This is a genomic window from Massilia frigida (assembly GCF_011682175.1).
In the GTDB taxonomy this organism is placed as follows: Bacteria; Pseudomonadota; Gammaproteobacteria; order Burkholderiales; family Burkholderiaceae_D; genus Telluria_A; species Telluria_A frigida.
Map to the genome: position 1 here is coordinate 203,216 of NZ_WHJG01000005.1, position 16,932 is coordinate 220,147.

A 16,932-nucleotide genomic window follows, 5' to 3' on the forward strand; every position below is an offset into this window, starting at 1 on the left:
TCGTGCGGGCCTGCTGATGCGTCGCCTGCGGCGGCGGCCGTGTTTTATCCACGAGGAAAAGCGCTGTGATCGATATCAAAACCTTCACGTTGGTCATGGCCGTGGGCAATATTGCCTTCGCCATGCTGATGGCAGGTTACGCGCGTTCCGGTACAGTCCATCCGGCCATGCGCAAGTGGAAGTGGGCCAAGCTGGTGCAGGGTGCGGCCAACCTGCTGGCCTACTTGCAGACCGACGGTGCGCCGCTGTGGATGGGCATGGGCGTGTCCACGGTGCTGATGCTGGGCATAGCGGTCGAAGCGGCCGCCTATTGCGATTTCCTGGGCTACCAGCGCTGGCGGCGCCTGCTGTATCCGTTCACGGCCATGGCGCTGCTGCTGTACCATCTGGCGCCGCTGGGCGGCGCCGGCGCGCGCGAGCTGGGCGTGATGCTGTCGCTGATGATCGCCCTGTTCAGCGGGGCGATGGCGGCCGCGCTGCTGCGTCCGGGCCGCGCGGCCTCGGACCTGCAGCGCATCATCGGCGCCAACAACCTGGTGTTCTCGGTGGCGATGGCGCTGCGCGCCTGCTGCAGTTCCGCCGGCATGGTGCTCGGCGGCGGTACGCCGGGCGTGCTGCAGAGTGTCGCGTACATCGCCGGCTACCTCCTGATGATCGTGAACGGCTTCGGCTTTCTGCTGCTGTGCAAGGAGAAGGACGACCGCGCGATGGCGCTGCTGGCCACCATCGACAGCCTCACGGGGCTGGTCAACCGGCGCGCGTTTTTCGAGCGGACCGCGAGTGCGCGCCTGCTCGCCGCGCGCCTTCGCAGCCCGGTCGCGCTGATGATGCTCGACCTGGATCACTTCAAGTGCCTGAACGACCGCTTCGGGCATGCCGCCGGCGACGATGCGCTGTGCGTGTTCAGCGCCACCGCGCAGTCCACCTTGCGCGAGCATGACATCATGGGCCGGCTCGGTGGCGAGGAGTTTGCGCTGGTGATGCCGGGAACCTGCCTGACGGGCGCGTTGCAGGCGGCCGAACGGCTGCGCCTCGCGGTGCTCGCGGCGCGCTTGCCATCCCTGGAAGACGCGTATGCGATGACGGTCAGTATCGGGGTGGTATCGATCGAACAGGGCGAGCATATCAACGCGGCGCTGGCGCGCGCCGATCATGCGCTGTACGTGGCCAAGAGCGCGGGACGCAACCGGGTCGAGGTGGGGCAGCCGGTGCGGCCGATACAGCAGTGCGCCTGACCCGCTGTCGGTTCTGGCAATGCCAGGAACGACGGGGCTAGCGATCCAGATCCAGCATCCGCTTCACCTCCACCAGCGGCTCCAGGTGACTGGTCAGCAGCACGCACGCATCCTGCCGTGCCCCGCGTTCGCCCAGCTGCCCGCGCAAGTACTCCACGGCCGCCGCATCGAGTCCGTTGAACGGCTCGTCGAGCAGCAGCAAGCGCACCGGCAAGGCCAGCGCCAGCGACAGCTGCACCTTCTTGTGCTGCCCCAGGGACAAGGTCGACAGCGCCTGTTCCAGCGTGCCCGTGACCCCGAACGCGTCCAGCTGGCGCTCGACCTGGCGCGCTTCGGCATCCGGATACAGCGCCAGATGCAGGTCGAGGAATTCCTGCACGGTCAGCCACGGCAAGTCCGGCAAGTCGCCGCCGCAGTAAAACGTCGCCAGCCGGTAGGCCAGCGGCTGCGCCGCGCAATCGATGCCGCCCAGCCCGATGCTGCCGCGGTTGGGCGTGAGCGTGCCGGCCACCAGCTTGAGCAAGGTGGTCTTGCCCATGCCGTTGGCGCCGCGCAGCCAGGTGATGCCCGGCTCGATCGCCGCCGAAAAATCGCTGAACACCGGGCGCGTATCGAAATGAAAATGCAGCCCCTCGATGCGCAGCACCGGCTGCTGTTCTACTCCCATAATTCGCTCCCTACCGCAGTCAATACCAGAATCTGAACCGCCACCAGGCCGACCCGCCCGCGCGCTGTAAAACGCGGGATCGCCACCAGCAGCAGCTGGGCCACGCAGCCGAGGATCAGGTAGGCGCGGCCGGCCGGCCGTCCCCACAGGCCATGCGGCGCGCCGCCGGCGAACACGAGCGCCAGCACCAGCAGTGCGGGCAGCAGCGCAAACGCGCGCGCCGCCAGCGCCAGCGAACGCTCTTGCAGCGGCCAGGCCGCCATGAGCGGGCGCAGCGCGGCGAGCTGCTCGCGCACGGCCTTGTCGCCACGGTCGGTGAGCAGCACCATCAGCGCGCTGGTGGCCAGCGCCAGCAGCGCGCGCACGATGCCGGGCGGCGCCTGCATCCACGGCAGCGCCGCGCCCACGGCCGCTGCCAGCAACAGGGTTTGCTGGCGCCCGACCATGTTCTCGTTGCGCCAGAAGGGCAGCCAGAACAAGCGATGCCACAGCATGAGCACGCGCGCACGCCAGTGGCGCGCCTGGTAGCGCACCGGCGGCGCTGCCAGGCGGCGCTGCCAGCGCGCGCTCGATGGGGCACGGCGCGCGCGCAGCGACAGCACCGCCACCGCGCAGGCATAGGTCAGCATCAGCGAGAACAGGGTACCGAGCACGCCGCGCACCGGCAGCAGCCAGTCGGGCCGCTGCCACAGCCAGACCGTCGCCGACACCGCGTACAGCAGCGCCAGCGGCCCGACCATCATGCCGGCCACCAGCGCGTCCGCCGCCAGTTGCGTGGCCGGCGGCACCGGCAGGCGGCGCACCCAGTACACCACGTCGAGCGGCAGCACGCGCTTGCGCAGCAGGACCGCCGGCAGGGCCATCGCCAGGCCGTGCGCAACGAGCAGGCCAAGCGCTTGCAGGGCGCTCTGGGAGGCGGCATACATGGGGGGCAGGGCGACCAGTGCGAACAGGCCGATGAGAACCTGGGCGAACACCAGCAGCATGATCTCGGCCGAGCTTTTCAGGCTGGCGGCAAAACGCTGGAACGCGTGGATGGCGAGGCGACGGCGAAACGTGACGTAGGCGTGGGCCAAGGCGGTTCCGAAGGTGAACAAGAAAAGAGAAAAGAAAAAGGGCCCGACGAATCGGGCCCTTCTTTGATGCTGGCGGAGCGGACGGGACTCGAACCCGCGACCCCCGACGTGACAGGCCGGTATTCTAACCAACTGAACTACCACTCCGTGTTACTCTGATCGGTACTGCTGATCATGATGCACCGTCTCTGATGGTGGTGGGTGCTGAGAGGCTCGAACTCCCGACCCGCGCCTTGTAAGGGCGCTGCTCTACCAACTGAGCTAAGCACCCAAATTCGCTTACCTCAGAGACTGCATCCGACGTTTGTCACCACGTCTGAAGAGGCACGAATCATAGCTAGAGTTCGGAAAGTGCGCAAGGGGTTTTGTGAAAAAAGTAAAAAATCCAGCAAGATCGCCAGCGCCTCGTACCCCGGGTTACGGGCCGATTACTCCTTGATGCCCCACTGCGACAGCATCCACGCCATGTTGAAGGCACCTTCCTTGACCGCGTTGTAACGCCCGGACGCGCCACCGTGGCCGGCGCCCATGTTCGTCTTGAGCAGCAGCGCATTGGTGTCGGTCTTGTAGGCGCGCAGCTTGGCGACGTACTTGGCCGGCTCCCAGTACATCACCTGGCTGTCGTTCAGGCCCGTGGTCACCAGCATGGCCGGATAGGCCTTGCGCTCGATGTTATCGTACGGCGAATAGCTGCGCATGTAGTCGTAGGCGGCTTTCTCGGTCGGGTTGCCCCATTCGAGGTACTCGCCGGTGGTCAGGGGCAGGGTGGCGTCCATCATGGTGTTCATCACGTCGACGAACGGCACGGCCGCGTGCACGCCGTGGAACAGCTCCGGGCGCATGTTGACCACGGCGCCCATCAGCAGGCCGCCGGCGCTGCCGCCCTGGATGATCAGGCGGTTCGGACTGGTCCATTTTTCCTTGACCAGGTAATCGGCGGCGTCGATGAAGTCGTAGAAGGTGTTCTTCTTTTTCATCAGCATGCCGTCGTCGTGCCAGGTTTCGCCCATGTCGGTGCCGCCGCGGATGTGCGCCTGCACGTAGATCACGCCGCGATCGAGCAGGCTGAGACGGTTGATCGAAAAATTCGCATCCGTCGGAATGCCGTACGAACCGTAGGACCCCAGCAGCAGCGGTGCGCTGCCGTCGAACTTGACGCCCTTCTTGTAGACGGCCGACAGCGGCACCTTGACGCCGTCGCGCGCGGTCACCCACAGGCGTTTGCTTTCATAGAGGGTCGGATCGTAGCCGCCCACCACCTCGACGCGTTTGAGGACGGTGCGCGCGCCGCTGGCCATGTCCACATCGAGCACGGTCGGCGGCGTCACCGGCGACTGGTACGCCATGCGGTAGCTGGTAGCGTCCCAGGCAGCGGTACGCGTGCGCGCGGCCATGTAGACCGGATCGTCGAACTGCACCGTCTTCCACGATTTGGTCTTGAAGCTGTAGATGCGCGCGCGGTTGAGCGCATTCGATTTTTCCATCACCACCAGGAAGTCGCGGAAAGCGTCGACTTCGCGCACCATGACCGCCTGGTCGTGCTTGACCAGCTCTTTCCAGAACTTGGGGCCAGGCGTGGCCAATGGCGCGCGCACCACGCGGAAGTTTTTCGCATCCTTGTTGGTCGAGATGAACAATTCGCCGTTGCGGTGTTCGACACCGTAACGGTGGCCTTTTTCGCGACCCAGCACCGAGCGTAATTCGCCTTTTGGCTGGCCGGCCGGCAGCAGGCGCACCTCGCTGGTATCGGTCGCGCCGATATCGAGCACGATGAACTTGCGGTCGCGCGAGGCTTCCACCTGCATGCTGAATTGCTCGACCGGCTCGTGGTACACCTCGACCGGCTGGCTGCCGAGCGTCATGCGGAACAGGCGGTCGGAGCGCTTGGTGGTGGCGTCTTCCTGGGTGAAAAAAATGGTCTTGTTGTCAAGCGCCCACGCGACCGAGGTCACGCGCGGCACGCTGTCGGCCAGCAGCTTGCCGGTCTTGAGGTCCTTGACGTGCAGCTCGAACTGGCGGTAGCCGGTGGTGTCGGTGGTGTACACCAGCAGCGAAGCGTCCGGGCTGACAAAGCTGCCGGCAACGGCGAAGAACTTCTGGCCTTCGGCCATCTCGTTCTGGTTGAGCAGGATTTCTTCGGGCGCTTTGTCGTCGTAGGCCAGGTTGGCGCCGGCCAGGCGGCGGCAGTTGACCGGATACTGCTTGCCCGCTTCGAAGCGGTTGTAATAGTAGTATTTGCCGACGCGCGCAGGGACCGACAGGTCCACTTCCTGCATGCGGCCCTTGATCTCGGCGAACAGCTTGTCCGACAGCGGGGCGATATCGGCCGCCATCGCTTCGGTGTAGGCATTTTCGGCGTTCAGGTGGGCGATGACCTTCGGGTCTTCCTTCTTTTGCAGCCAGCGGTAGTCGTCGGTGACGACCTCGCCGTGGCGCGTTTCCTGCCACGCGGCGGTGGCTGCCACGGGGGGCGCCGGGCTGTCGGCGGCGAAGGCCGGGAGAGTACTGGTCAGGGCGATCATCAGTGCGGTGAGGATGGCGGGGATTTTTTGGGAAGGCACGAACACTCCTGAAAGATACTTTTGTGTCAATATCATAGGCCGGCGACCGCAAAAAACATAGCGATTTCGATGCGGTGTTATGACCGGCCCACCGAGGACCTTCATGAACGATATCAACGCCCAGCGTGGCTTGCTCCTGCACCTGTTTCATAGCGCACTGGCGGCGGTCGATCCGCTTGCCGTGCTGGCACCCCACCTGCCGCCCGCGCCCAAGGGACGCACCATCGTCATCGGCGCCGGCAAGGCTGCCGCGCGCATGGCGCAGGCGGTCGAGCAGCACTGGCAGGGCGAGATCGCCGGCCTGGTCGTCACGCGCTACGGCCACGGGGCGCCGACCAGGCATATCGAGGTGATCGAAGCGGGCCATCCGGTGCCCGACGAGGCCAGCACCACGGCCGCGCAGCGCATGCTGGCCCTGGTGCGCGGCCTGGGCCAGGACGACCTGGTGCTGTGCCTCATGTCCGGCGGCGGCTCGGCGCTGCTGTCGCTGCCGGCGCCCGGCATCACGCTCGACGACAAGCGCGAACTGACGCGCCGTTTGCTGGCCAGCGGCGCGCCGATCGGCGAGATCAATTGCGTGCGGCGCCACCTGTCCGCGATCAAGGGAGGACGCCTGGCGCTGGCCTGCCATCCGGCGCGCGTGGTGACGCTGGTGGTGTCCGACGTGCCGGGCGACGATCCGGCGGTGGTGGCGTCCGGGCCCACCATCCCCGATGGCAGCCGCGCCGCCGATGCGCTGGCGGTGCTGGGTAAATACGGCATCGCCATCCCGCCCGCGGTGCGCGCGGTGCTGGACGATGGTGCGCTGGCCGCGCCGGCGATCGACGATGCGCGCCTGCACGGCAACCGGGCGGTCGTCATCGCCGGCGCCCAGCATGCGCTCGACGCGGCGGCCAGCGCGGCGCGTGCGGCCGGCTACACGCCGCTGATCCTGAGCGGGTGCATGGAGGGCGAGGCGCGCGACGTGGCCATCGTCCACGCCGGCATTGCGCGCCAGGTGGCCGCGTATGGGCAGCCGCTGCCCGCGCCGTGCGTGATCCTGTCGGGTGGCGAGACCACGGTCACGCTGCGCGGCGGCGGGCGGGGAGGGCGCAATGCGGAGTTTTTGCTGGCGCTCGCAATCGCGCTCAAAGGCATGGCGGGCGTGCATGCGATTGCGTGCGATACCGATGGCATCGACGGCACCGAAGACAACGCCGGGGCGCTGCTCGATCCGCAGTCACTGGCCCGCGCCGCGCTGGCCGGGGTGGATGCGAACGCGCGGCTGATTGACAACGATGGCTACGGCTTTTTTGCGGCGCTGGGCGACCTGGTGGTGACCGGGCCGACGCGCACCAACGTCAACGACTTCCGCGCGATTCTGGTCGGGGCGCCGGCGGATTGATTACCTGGGAGGTAATCGCCACGCCGGCGCGGGCAGCCCACAATGGTTTCAACGTATCCCGCTGCCCAACCAAGGAGACCCGCCATGACCCATTCCACCGCCCCCGGCTTTATCCGCACCACCGATGCCGTCGACTTGTTTTACCGCGACTGGGGCGTTGGCGCGCCGGTGCTGTTCGTGGGCGGCTGGTCGCTGCCGTCCGATGCATGGAACTACCAGATGATGGCGTTGTCACGGCAAGGACTGCGCTGCATTGCGTTCGACCGGCGCGGACATGGCCGTTCCAGCGATCCGGGCAAGGGCTACGACTTCGATACCCTGGCCGGCGACCTGGCCGCCGTGATCGACACGCTCGACCTGCGCGGCGTGACGCTGGTCGCGCATTCAATGGGCTGCAATGAGGTGGTGCGCTATCTGAGCCGGTTTGGCAGCGCAAGGGTGGCGCGGATTGTGTTGATGGGACCCATGACGCCGATGATCATGCGCGCTGACGATAATCCCGGGGGCCTCGATGGGGCGCTGTTCGAGGGTTTTCGCGAGCAGCAGCTGAACCGCGATTTCCCGCGCTGGATCGACGAGAACGCGGTGCCGTTCCTGACGCCGGATGCCTCGCAGGGAATGATCGGATGGCTGCGCCAGATGGCGCTGGCATGCTCGCACAAGGCGCTGCACGATTGCCACGTGGCGGTTCAGCATGCGGACATGCGCGCGGAGCTGGCGCGGGTGGAGGTACCGGCCTTGATTATCGCGGGGGCGCTCGATGTCAGTGCGCCGCTGGCGCTGACCGCGCAGCCCACTGCGGCCTTGATAAATGGGGCGCGCCTGGCGGTGTACGATGACGCGGCGCACGGGATGTTCGTGACGCATGCGGAGCGGGTGAATGCGGATTTGATGGGGTTTATCGGTGCTGCGGGGCGCTGATTTGCTGTCCCGTAGTTCCCGCCCCCGCGCCCGCCCCCGTCGTCTCTGGCATTGCCAGAACCGACGGGGGCGGGAGGCGGGAACGACGGAGCGGGGGGAGCGACGGCTTTTAGCGAGATATTTCAATGCGGCTGAACAGGAAAACGCCATGACAACACCTAGCCAATCGACCCCCTCGCGCGATCAGTACTTCGGTGATTTTTCAGCGGCGCTGCGCTACTGGCGCGGCAAGCGTGGCTACAGCCAGCTGCATCTGTCCACCGTCAGCGAGGTCTCGCAGCGCCACATCAGCTTCCTCGAAAGCGGGCGCGCGCATCCCAGCAAGGAACTGATCCTCAAGCTCGGCGTCGCGCTCGACGTGCCGCTCAGGCAGCGCAACATCATGCTGCTGGCCGCCGGCTTCGCTCCCGCCTATCAGGAACGTACGCTGTCCGACCCCGAACTGGCTCCGGTGCGGCAAGCGCTCGACTTCATGCTGGCGCAGCAGGCGCCGTATCCGGCGCTGGTGGTCGACCGCCTGTGGCATCTCCAGCTCCACAACGAACCCGCCGCCTCGCTCTTCGGCTGGCTGCTCGGCCTGCCCGCCGGCCAGGCCATTCCCGGCAACGGCGCCGTCAACGTGCTCAAGCTGATGCTCGACCCGGCCGGCCTGCGCCAGTATCTGGTCAACTGGGAAGCCGTGTGCGCCGACGCGCTGCACTGGATCCAGCGCGAAGCCATGGGCGACGGCCCCGGCAGCGAAGCGGCCGCCCTGCTGGCCGAACTGGCCGCCTTGCCCGGTATCGATACCATCGGCACGGCCGCCCACGCGCCCAACCTCGACCGGCGCGCGCTGCCCTTCCTGCCGCTGACGATCCGCAAGGATGAGGTGCAACTGAACCTGTTTACCACCATCACCACCATGGGCACGCCGCACGATGTCACGGTGCATGAATTGCGGATCGAATCGTTCTTTCCCGCCGATGAAGCCAGCAAAGCGTGGTTTGTTGCAAAAAATGTTGCGTTAAGGTCACTCAGGACTTGAACTTCCTTGCCATTCACAGCGGTGATGACAGAAAATACCGGCTTCAGACATACCAGGTCGGCAACCTATAGACATCGACAAGATGCAGTGCCGACGGCGTCCATCGCCGCGCGCGTTTGCTGCATGCGAGAACGTCCAGAAAAAGAGTAGAGCAGGAGACAAGAATACCTTCGTCGTACGCTTCATCAACTTTTTCCAGGGAACTCGAATGATCAAGATGTCCAAGATGCACAAGCGCGTTATCGGCGCACACGGCGCCGTGCTGGCCCTGACCGCACTGCTGCCGATCGCGTCGGCCATGGCCCAGGCCCAGGCGGCTCCGGAACTGCAAACCGTCACCGTGACCGCCCAGCGCCGTACCGAGAATATCAAGGAAGTGCCGGTCTCCGTCAGCCTGCTCAAGGACGAGAAGCTCGACGTGATCGTTTCCGGCGGCCAGGATATTCGCGTGCTGGCCGGCAAAGTGCCGAGCCTGAACGTGGAATCGTCGAACGGCCGCACCTTCCCGCGCTTTTACATCCGCGGTTACGGCAATACCGACTTCAACACCTTCGCATCGCAGCCGGTGTCGCTGATCTACGACGATGTCGTGCAAGAGAATCCGATCCTGAAAGGCTTCCCGATTTTCGACCTGGCCGGCGTGGAAGTGCTGCGTGGCCCGCAGGGCACCCTGTTCGGCCGCAACACCCCGGCTGGCGTGGTCAAGTTTGAATCCGAAAAGCCGAAGCTCGATAAATTCGGCGGCTACTACAACGCGTCCGTCGCGACCCACAACACGGTCAACCTCGACGGCGCCGTGAACGTTCCGCTGAGCAAAGAATGGGCAGCGCGCTTCTCGACCCTGCGCCAGCACCGCGACGATTTCGTCGACAACACCTTCACCGGCCAGGACAAGGCGCTCGAAGGCTACAACGAGCACGCCGAACGCCTGCAAGTGCTGTACAACCCGGGCGCCGGCTTCAATGCCCTGTTCAATGTGCACCAGCGCTCGACCACGGGCAGCTCGCGCTTGTTCCGCGCCAATATCATCAAAAAAGGCACGAACCAGCTGGTTGACGGCTTCGACGCCGACCAGATCGCCAACAACGGCCTGAACTTCCAGGCCCTGCGCACCAACGGCGCCAATGTGCGCCTGTCGTGGGACCTGGGCGCGCTCAAGCTGTACTCGATCACGGGCTACGAAGGCGTGGACCACTACCTGAGCCGTGGCGACATCGATGGCGGCGTACCGGCCGGCCCGGGCATGATCCCGTTCCAGGTTGAAACCGCCGGCGGCATCGCCGATGTCAAGCAATACAGCCAGGAATTCCGGGTCGAGTCCAAGAACAGCGGTCCGATCAACTGGCAGGCTGGCGTGTACTACTACAACGAAGACGCCAACGGTTTCAGCAACAACTACAACAGCACGACCGGCGCGCAAACTTCGCACCTGGCCAGCCACCAGAAGAATACCGCCTGGGCGGCCTTCGGTTCGGTCAACTACGCCATCAGCGATGCCTTCACGGTACGCGGCGGCTTGCGCTACACCAACGACAAGAAAGATTTCAATACCGTGTCGGCGATCAATGTGGCGCAGATCGGACCGGCTGCGGTCGGCGAGAGCAGCAACAAGGCCAACTGGGACTTGAGCGGCACCTACAAGCTGAACAAGGATGTCAATGTGTACGCCCGCATGGCCACCGGTTTCCGCGCGCCGAGTATCGCAACGGCCTCGGCATCGGTGCCGATCACCGTGGCCGCCGCCGAGACCATCACCTCGGTGGAAGCGGGCGTGAAAGCCGACTTGCTGAACCGGCGCGCGCGCGTGGCCTTCAGCCTGTACGACTACCGGGTCAAGAACCAGCAGCTCACTGTGGTTGGCGGCAACTCCAACGTCAACCGCCTGATCAACGCGGCCAAGACCAACGGCCGTGGCGCCGAGCTCGATTTTGAGGGCTTTGTCACCAGTAACTTCAAGGTATCGGCCGGCGGCAGCTATAACTTCACTGAAATCCGCGACGGCAGCTTGTCGGTCAACAAGTGCGCGCAGTGCACGATCACCAATCCGGTCAATGCGGCCGGGCGTGTCGTCATCGACGGCAATCCATTGCCGCAGGCACCGAAGTGGATCGTGAACGGCACCGCGCGCTACTCGATGGAAGTGGGCGAAGGCCAACTGTTCGTGTTCACCGACTGGGCGTACCGCAGCAAGATCAATTTCTTCCTGTACGAAGCGAAGGAATTCACCGGCAAGCCGCTGGTCGAAGGCGGCCTGCGCGTGGGCTATACCTGGGATGGCGGCAAGTATGAAGTGGCCGCGTATGGCCGCAATATCACCGGTACCGAGCGCATTGTCGGCGGCATCGACTTCAACAACCTGACCGGCTTTACCAACGAGCCGCGCCTGTGGGGCGTGCAGTTCAAGGGCAACTTCTAAAAGCTGCCTGGCAGTAAAAAAGCCGCGAGCGATCGCGGCTTTTTTTCGCCCGCGGCTCCCATCATGATGAGCTCGTGGGCCAGACATATGACCGCCACCTCAGACAATACTTACCTTAGATAGGATGATTTCTTGCCCAGCTGTCAGCTCGAAGGTTGAGCTGAAGTAGGCCGGTGGCAGGTCAGCATGTCGGACATGACGCCGACATGCAGGATGAGCTTGTGCGTGAACGTCCCCGTTTTTCATGCCAAGGGCTTGCCGCACGAGGGAATACAAAGTGAAAAAAACTTTGCCACGCATGCTCGTGGCTTTTTTTCGCCTGCGTAGCGGCGTTCTGATCGCGGCAAAAAAACCGCATCCTGTATAGGCATCCAGCCGAACTTTCAGACGATTCCGACTGTCTACAGCATATTCACGGTAGCACAGGAAATTGTTCTGAATCTACATCCGATCTCGTCCTTTTTCCGAGAATGACAACGTTCATTGCTTGTCAAAAACTGTTCATTTTTAGACAATTTACAGTCGAATGTTCAGAAATAAACAAATATGAACAAACTTGCATTTGGAAAATGACCAACATTGCCAAATTAACTTTGCCGCGGGAAAAATTTTTGGCTTTTTGTGTTGCGAAACAGCCGAATCCTGTTGGAAATTTCCAAAATTGGTCATGAATCGAAGTAATGTACAACGCTCGCTAACAAAGGCGGGGCTGCGTTGCAGAACAACGTGGAGACAATGGGAAGGCGACGGCTAATCGCTGCCACTTATCCCTTTATAAAATGTTCATCGGAAAACTTAAGGAACGACAATGAAGCATTCGCAATCGAAGTACCCATCCTTTTTGAAATTTTGCGTCGCCGCCGTGATCACGGCCGGCCCGGTCTTCGCGCACGCCAGCGTGGGTGATGTGGACATGACTGCCAAGGCCCAGCCTGCAGCCACGAGCACCGACCGCATGATCGTCAAGTACAAGGAAACCGGCCCTGTCGTGCCGGGCGCCGCCCTCATGGCAGGTCCGAGCCAGGCCCGTCTGGCAATCGTCCAGCGTTCCGGCCAGCAGTTCGGCCTGACCATGAAGGCGCTGCACACCACCGCCAACGGCGCCCAGATTCTCAAGCTCGACAAGAAAATGGATGTGAAGGATGTGGCCGCCATCGCCAAGGACTTGATGGAGCGCGATGCCAGCATCGAATACGCTGAGCCGGACCGCATCATGCACCCCATGTTCACCCCGAACGATCCGCGTTACTCGGAGCAGTGGCACTACGGTGACAGCACCGGCGGCCTGCGCCTGCCGGCAGCCTGGGATCTCGCCACCGGCACCGGCATCGTCGTCGCCGTCATCGATACCGGCTTCCGTCCGCACGCCGACCTGGCCGGCCAGTTCGTGCAAGGCTACGACTTCATTACCGACACCGCCATCTCGAACGACGGTAACGGCCGCGACAGCGATGCCAGCGATCCGGGCGACGCCGTCGCCGCGGGCGCGTGCGGCAACGGCGAGCCGCTGCGGGCACAGACCTCGAGCTGGCACGGCACCCACGTGGCCGGCACCATCGCCGCCAAGACCAACAATGGCCTCGGCGTCGCCGGTGTCGCCTACAACGCCAAGGTACTGCCACTGCGCGTACTGGGCAAATGCGGCGGCTACACCTCCGACATCGCCGATGCGATCACCTGGGCCTCGGGCGGTACCGTCTCCGGCGTGCCGGCCAATGCCAACAAGGCGCGCGTGATCAATATGTCGCTCGGCGGCGGTGGCGCTTGCGACACCACGACCCAGAACGCCATCAACGGCGCCCGTGCGCGCGGCACCGTGGTGATCGTCGCAGCGGGTAACGACAACATGAACGTGAGTAACGCGAGCCCGGCGAACTGCTCGGGTGTGGTAGCGATTGCCGCCACCACCAAGGCGGGCGGACGTGCTTCGTACTCGAACTACGGCAACCTGATCGACGTGGCGGCCCCTGGTGGCGACACCGGCGCCCTGATCCTGTCGACCCTGAACGCCGGCAGCGGCGCGCCAGGCGCAGACAGCTATGCCGGCTACGCCGGTACCTCGATGGCGACCCCGCACGTGGCAGGTGTTGCCGCGCTGATGCTGTCGAAAAATGCGGCCCTGACCCCGGATGACATCGAAAGCAAGCTGAAGTCGACCGCACGCGCCTTCCCGGGCACCTGCAATAGCTGCGGCACGGGTATCGTCGATGCGCTGGCGGCCGTGAAGTCGGCTGGCGGCACCACGCCACCGGCAGGCACGACCATCAACGAAACCGAATCCAACAACGCGTATGGTTCGGCCAATGCGGTGACGGTCAGCGGCACTGTGGTCAAGGGCAACATGGGTTCGAGCACCGACTCTGACTACTTCGCTGTTCAACTGCCAGCCGGAAAAACGCTGTCGGCAACGATGACCATCGGCAGCAGCAGCGCCGACTACGATCTGTATGCCTACAACAGCACGGGCACGACGCAGGTGGCAATGAGCGAAAACGGCGCCGGCGTGGCCGACAGCCTGACCACCACCAACACCGGTACCACCACGCTCACCCGTTATGTGCGCGTGAAGTACTACAGCGGCGGCACGGGTGCCACCAGCGGCGCCTACACGCTGAAACTGTCGTGGTAATGTAACTGCATGCAGCGGCCTGGCCGCTGCATGAAAAAGGGGACGACTGGCTTGCCATTCGTCCCCTTTTTACATCGGTCGTCCAAGTCCTGCGCCTGAGGCTTCCCGCTTACTCGTACGCGCCAAGCCGGCGCTGCTCATCGGCCGAAAAATGCTGGTCGCGCACCTTTTGCAGCATCGCTTCCGGCACCGCGCCCAGCGTGGCCCGCTGCGCCAGGTAGGCCTTGATGCGTCCCTTCCATGCGCCTTCCTCCCGATCGAGCTCGGCCAGCCGGCCGGCCGCCTCCGGCGAAAACGCCGCCGCCCGCAGCCGGTACACCTCGTCGTCGCCGCCACCCTGCTCGCGCAGCTTCTGCACCGACGCTTCGGTCCGGATCACCTTGGTCGGCGCTTCGCGGTCTTCACGCAGCGCGGCCGGCATGCGCTGGTCGAGCGCCGCCAGCTGCAGCGCGCGCTGCTCTGGCGTGAGCGCCCCGTTCTGGTCGAGGTCCAGGCGCGCCAGCGCATCGGCATCGTAGGTGTCGCCGGCGCCGAACAGGCCGGCCGCCTCGCTGGCGCTGAAAAACTGCGGGCGCAGGCGCTGCTTGAGTTCCAGCCGCGCGCGCGCCGCCTTGGCCAGGTCGGCCACGGGCGCGAGCGACTTTTCCGCATCGGCCAGCGCGCGCTTGTAATCGAGATAGCTGGCCAGCAAGCGCTTGGCCTGGGCCGCCGGGCCGGGCGCCAGGCGCCGGTCCAGCTCGCGCTCGATCTCGGCGCGGATGGCCTGCAAATCCTTTTCGCCCAGGCCGGCCAGATAGTAGTCGAACAGATGCCCCAGTTCGGCATCGACCACCAGCTGGCCTTCGGCGCTCTGGCGCACCGCGCCGTCCGGCCTGGTGCCTTCCATCGAGCGCACGAACGCGAACGGGTCGGCGTGCGGCACCGTTGCCGCCACGGCGGCCACCTCCGGCTTCGGATAGGCGTAGTACAGCGCGCCGGCCACCAGGGCGCCGGCGCCCAACCTTTTCCATTGCGTGCGTGCGCTCATGGCAGGCTCCTTACAGGCCGAGTGCCTGCAGGCGGTTCGCTTGCTGGCGGAACACGGTCACCGGGCTGGTTTCGAACAGGTTGACGATGCCGATGAACTGGTTCACTTCATCGAGGTGGTTCATGGCGTAGTCGTCGCGGATCACGCGTCCGAGGCGGCTCGAGCAGCTGCTGACCAGGCCATCGTTCTTGCCGCCGAAAGCCAGTCCGGTGAGCGCCATGAACGGGTCGATCGCGTCGAACATATTGGTGTAGGGCTTGGCGCCGCTCCACGAAAAGTAATACACGCCGTTGACATGGTTGGCGCCTTCGCCGCACGCGGTGGTCGGCACGCCCTGCGGGTGGCGCGTGTTAAAGGCGAGCGAGCCGGCCGTGGTGAGCGATTTGAGCGCGGCTTCGCCATCCTGCGGCAAGCCCGAGCGGCCGGACAGGAAGTCCATCACCGCGGCCACCGCGTTGGCCAGCGCATTGCCCACGTTGGGGGCGTTGCCGGTCAGGATGTCGGCGATCGCCGAGCCCTTGTTCACGCCAGCCACCGAGCTGACCGAGGCGACCAGGTTGGGCGCCACCGAGGCGACGTAGCGCACGGTCGGACCGCCATGGCTATGGCCGATCAAATTGACCTTGGCGGCGCCGGTGGCGGCCATGATCTGCTTTACTTGCGAGAGTAATTGTTCGCCGCGTACTTCGGTGCTGTTGGCGCCCGAGACGGTGACGGTATAGACCTTGGCCCCGCCGCTGCGCAGCGCCGACGGGATGCCGTAGAAATATTCGATCGGCCCCAGCTTTTCAAAGCCGAACAGGCCGTGCACGAGCACGATGGGGTACTTGGTTTGCGTGTAACCCGCAGCCAGGGCCTGGGTGGGAACGACGAGGATGGCGATGAGAAAAACGGACAGGCACTTCCAAAAGCGATTCTTCATATTGTGTCTCCATAATGGTTTTTGATTGAAGTCGACTACTGGAACAGGAGTTGCACAGTGCGAGCTGGGCATTCCTCCGGCTACCGGGCACACGCTCTTGCTGCGGCTGTTGCAAGAGAAAAATACGAATTAGAGCGAGCGCTCGGTTTTTTTAATGTAGCACCGGCCTTTGGATAAAGCATCGCGCAGTGCAGCATCTGGAGGGCTTGTTTTGCGCTTTGAATTGATGTGTGGTTTTAACGAGCTATAATCATTCCCGAAACCAACTCTAGCGGTAGATGCACATATGGGAACGCTGGTGTCCACCCGCTTTGACTTTGCCCAGTTTGAAAAGATGACGCCGCTCAACGGCGACACCATCTGGGCCTACATTATCGACCGCCATGCCGAGCGAATCGGCGTCAAGCGCCGCAAGCCGGCGCTGGAAAACATGGAAAAAATCTTTGCCGCAACGTTCCGCCTCGCCAACGAGGTCGGCTTTCGTGCGATGAGCTTGCGCGACCTGTGCCGCGAGACGGGCTTGTCGATGGGCGGGCTGTACGGCTACATCGAGAGCAAGGATCAACTGGCGGAAATGATCGAGGATGTGGTGCGCCATGCTAGCCAGGAATTGCCGCGCATGTTCCAGCATGTGCAGGCGCCCTTGGAACGGCTCGAATCGCTGGTGCGGGCGACGATTTACCTGTCCGAGATCTTGCAGCCGTGGTTTTACTTCGTGTACATGGATTCGCGCGTGCTCAGTTTCGAGCAGCGCGGCATGGCGAAAAATTCCGAGCTGTCGATCCAGGCCGAGATTGCCGACATGATCGGCCAGCTCACGCCGGTGCCGGCCGGGCGGCCGGATTTGCTGGCGGCGCATATCGTGGCCATGTTCCAGGACTGGTATATCAAGCGCTGGAAGTACCGGGCGGCCAAGGTGCATGTGGATGATTTTGCCGATAGCACGCTGGCGATGATCCGCAGCCACCTGAGTTAGGCTCCCCCGTCGTTTCCGGGATTGCCAGAAACGACTTCCCGGGCCAAGGGTGCAGTCGGCGGGAACACAAATGTAGCCCCCGTCGTTCCCGCCA

12 protein-coding genes and 2 tRNA genes are annotated in these 16,932 nt (G+C 64.1%); 7 read left to right on the forward strand and 7 right to left on the reverse strand.

The window, feature by feature from the left end:
* Positions 1–65: 65 nt before the first annotated feature.
* Entirely contained in the window at positions 66–1,235 is a 1,170-nt protein-coding gene (locus tag F2P44_RS07535) for a GGDEF domain-containing protein (protein ID WP_167086087.1), read from the forward strand.
* A gap of 37 nt (positions 1,236–1,272) precedes the next feature.
* Here F2P44_RS07535 and F2P44_RS07540 read toward each other — a convergent pair whose 3' ends face one another.
* From F2P44_RS07540 to F2P44_RS07560, 5 genes are all read right to left on the reverse strand, one after another.
* A complete protein-coding gene (locus F2P44_RS07540; protein WP_167086088.1) occupies positions 1,273–1,902 on the reverse strand; it encodes an ABC transporter ATP-binding protein in 630 nt (209 codons plus the stop codon).
* A complete protein-coding gene (locus F2P44_RS07545; RefSeq protein ID WP_167086089.1) occupies positions 1,893–2,978 on the reverse strand; it encodes a hypothetical protein in 1,086 nt (361 codons plus the stop codon). The genes F2P44_RS07540 and F2P44_RS07545 overlap by 10 nt, the downstream gene beginning before the upstream one ends.
* 70 nt (positions 2,979–3,048) lie before the next feature.
* Positions 3,049–3,125, reverse strand: a tRNA-Asp gene (locus F2P44_RS07550).
* A 48-nt stretch (positions 3,126–3,173) separates the two neighbouring features.
* Positions 3,174–3,249: transfer RNA gene (locus tag F2P44_RS07555), tRNA-Val, on the reverse strand.
* Between the two features lie 157 nt (positions 3,250–3,406).
* Positions 3,407–5,539 (reverse strand): S9 family peptidase, encoded by a 2,133-nt coding sequence (locus tag F2P44_RS07560; RefSeq protein WP_370662644.1) that lies wholly within the window; start codon positions 5,537–5,539, stop codon positions 3,407–3,409.
* A 103-nt stretch (positions 5,540–5,642) separates the two neighbouring features.
* On the opposite strand from F2P44_RS07560, the gene F2P44_RS07565 reads away from it, so the two are divergent.
* The 5 genes from F2P44_RS07565 (at position 5,643) to F2P44_RS07585 (ending at position 13,913) form a co-directional block, all read left to right on the forward strand.
* Positions 5,643–6,923 (forward strand): glycerate kinase type-2 family protein, encoded by a 1,281-nt coding sequence (locus F2P44_RS07565; RefSeq protein WP_229423433.1) that lies wholly within the window; start codon positions 5,643–5,645, stop codon positions 6,921–6,923.
* 84 nt (positions 6,924–7,007) lie between these two features.
* Positions 7,008–7,844 carry an alpha/beta fold hydrolase gene (locus tag F2P44_RS07570; protein ID WP_167086091.1) on the forward strand — a complete coding sequence of 279 codons (837 nt, stop codon included), beginning with the start codon at positions 7,008–7,010 and terminating at the stop codon, positions 7,842–7,844.
* A gap of 148 nt (positions 7,845–7,992) precedes the next feature.
* On the forward strand, positions 7,993–8,868 hold the full coding sequence (locus F2P44_RS07575) for a helix-turn-helix domain-containing protein (protein ID WP_167086092.1): 876 nt from the start codon (positions 7,993–7,995) through the stop codon (positions 8,866–8,868).
* A gap of 208 nt (positions 8,869–9,076) precedes the next feature.
* Positions 9,077–11,284, forward strand: coding sequence for a TonB-dependent receptor (locus tag F2P44_RS07580; RefSeq protein WP_167086093.1), 2,208 nt, complete (start codon positions 9,077–9,079; stop codon positions 11,282–11,284).
* Between the two features lie 808 nt (positions 11,285–12,092).
* A complete protein-coding gene (locus F2P44_RS07585) occupies positions 12,093–13,913 on the forward strand; it encodes a S8 family peptidase (protein ID WP_167086094.1) in 1,821 nt (606 codons plus the stop codon).
* Between the two features lie 109 nt (positions 13,914–14,022).
* Here the strand turns inward: F2P44_RS07585 and F2P44_RS07590 are convergent, their stop codons facing one another.
* Both F2P44_RS07590 and F2P44_RS07595 read right to left on the reverse strand, forming a co-directional pair.
* Complete coding sequence (locus F2P44_RS07590) at positions 14,023–14,940, reverse strand: lipase secretion chaperone (RefSeq protein ID WP_167086095.1); 918 nt, start codon at positions 14,938–14,940, stop codon at positions 14,023–14,025.
* Between the two features lie 10 nt (positions 14,941–14,950).
* On the reverse strand, positions 14,951–15,862 hold the full coding sequence (locus tag F2P44_RS07595) for a lipase family alpha/beta hydrolase (RefSeq protein WP_167086096.1): 912 nt from the start codon (positions 15,860–15,862) through the stop codon (positions 14,951–14,953).
* Between the two features lie 298 nt (positions 15,863–16,160).
* On the opposite strand from F2P44_RS07595, the gene F2P44_RS07600 reads away from it, so the two are divergent.
* Positions 16,161–16,838 carry a TetR/AcrR family transcriptional regulator gene (locus tag F2P44_RS07600; protein WP_370662645.1) on the forward strand — a complete coding sequence of 226 codons (678 nt, stop codon included), beginning with the start codon at positions 16,161–16,163 and terminating at the stop codon, positions 16,836–16,838.
* Positions 16,839–16,932: the final 94 nt, after the last annotated feature.

Coding starts and splice junctions, on each gene's coding strand:
- F2P44_RS07575 (WP_167086092.1), top strand. CDS start 7,993: ATGACAACACCTAGCCAATCGACCCCCTCGCGCGATCAGTACTTCGGT.
- F2P44_RS07595 (WP_167086096.1), bottom strand. CDS start 15,862: ATGAAGAATCGCTTTTGGAAGTGCCTGTCCGTTTTTCTCATCGCCATC.
- F2P44_RS07570 (WP_167086091.1), top strand. CDS start 7,008: ATGACCCATTCCACCGCCCCCGGCTTTATCCGCACCACCGATGCCGTC.
- F2P44_RS07590 (WP_167086095.1), bottom strand. CDS start 14,940: ATGAGCGCACGCACGCAATGGAAAAGGTTGGGCGCCGGCGCCCTGGTG.
- F2P44_RS07540 (WP_167086088.1), bottom strand. CDS start 1,902: ATGGGAGTAGAACAGCAGCCGGTGCTGCGCATCGAGGGGCTGCATTTT.
- F2P44_RS07580 (WP_167086093.1), top strand. CDS start 9,077: ATGATCAAGATGTCCAAGATGCACAAGCGCGTTATCGGCGCACACGGC.
- F2P44_RS07565 (WP_229423433.1), top strand. CDS start 5,643: ATGAACGATATCAACGCCCAGCGTGGCTTGCTCCTGCACCTGTTTCAT.
- F2P44_RS07585 (WP_167086094.1), top strand. CDS start 12,093: ATGAAGCATTCGCAATCGAAGTACCCATCCTTTTTGAAATTTTGCGTC.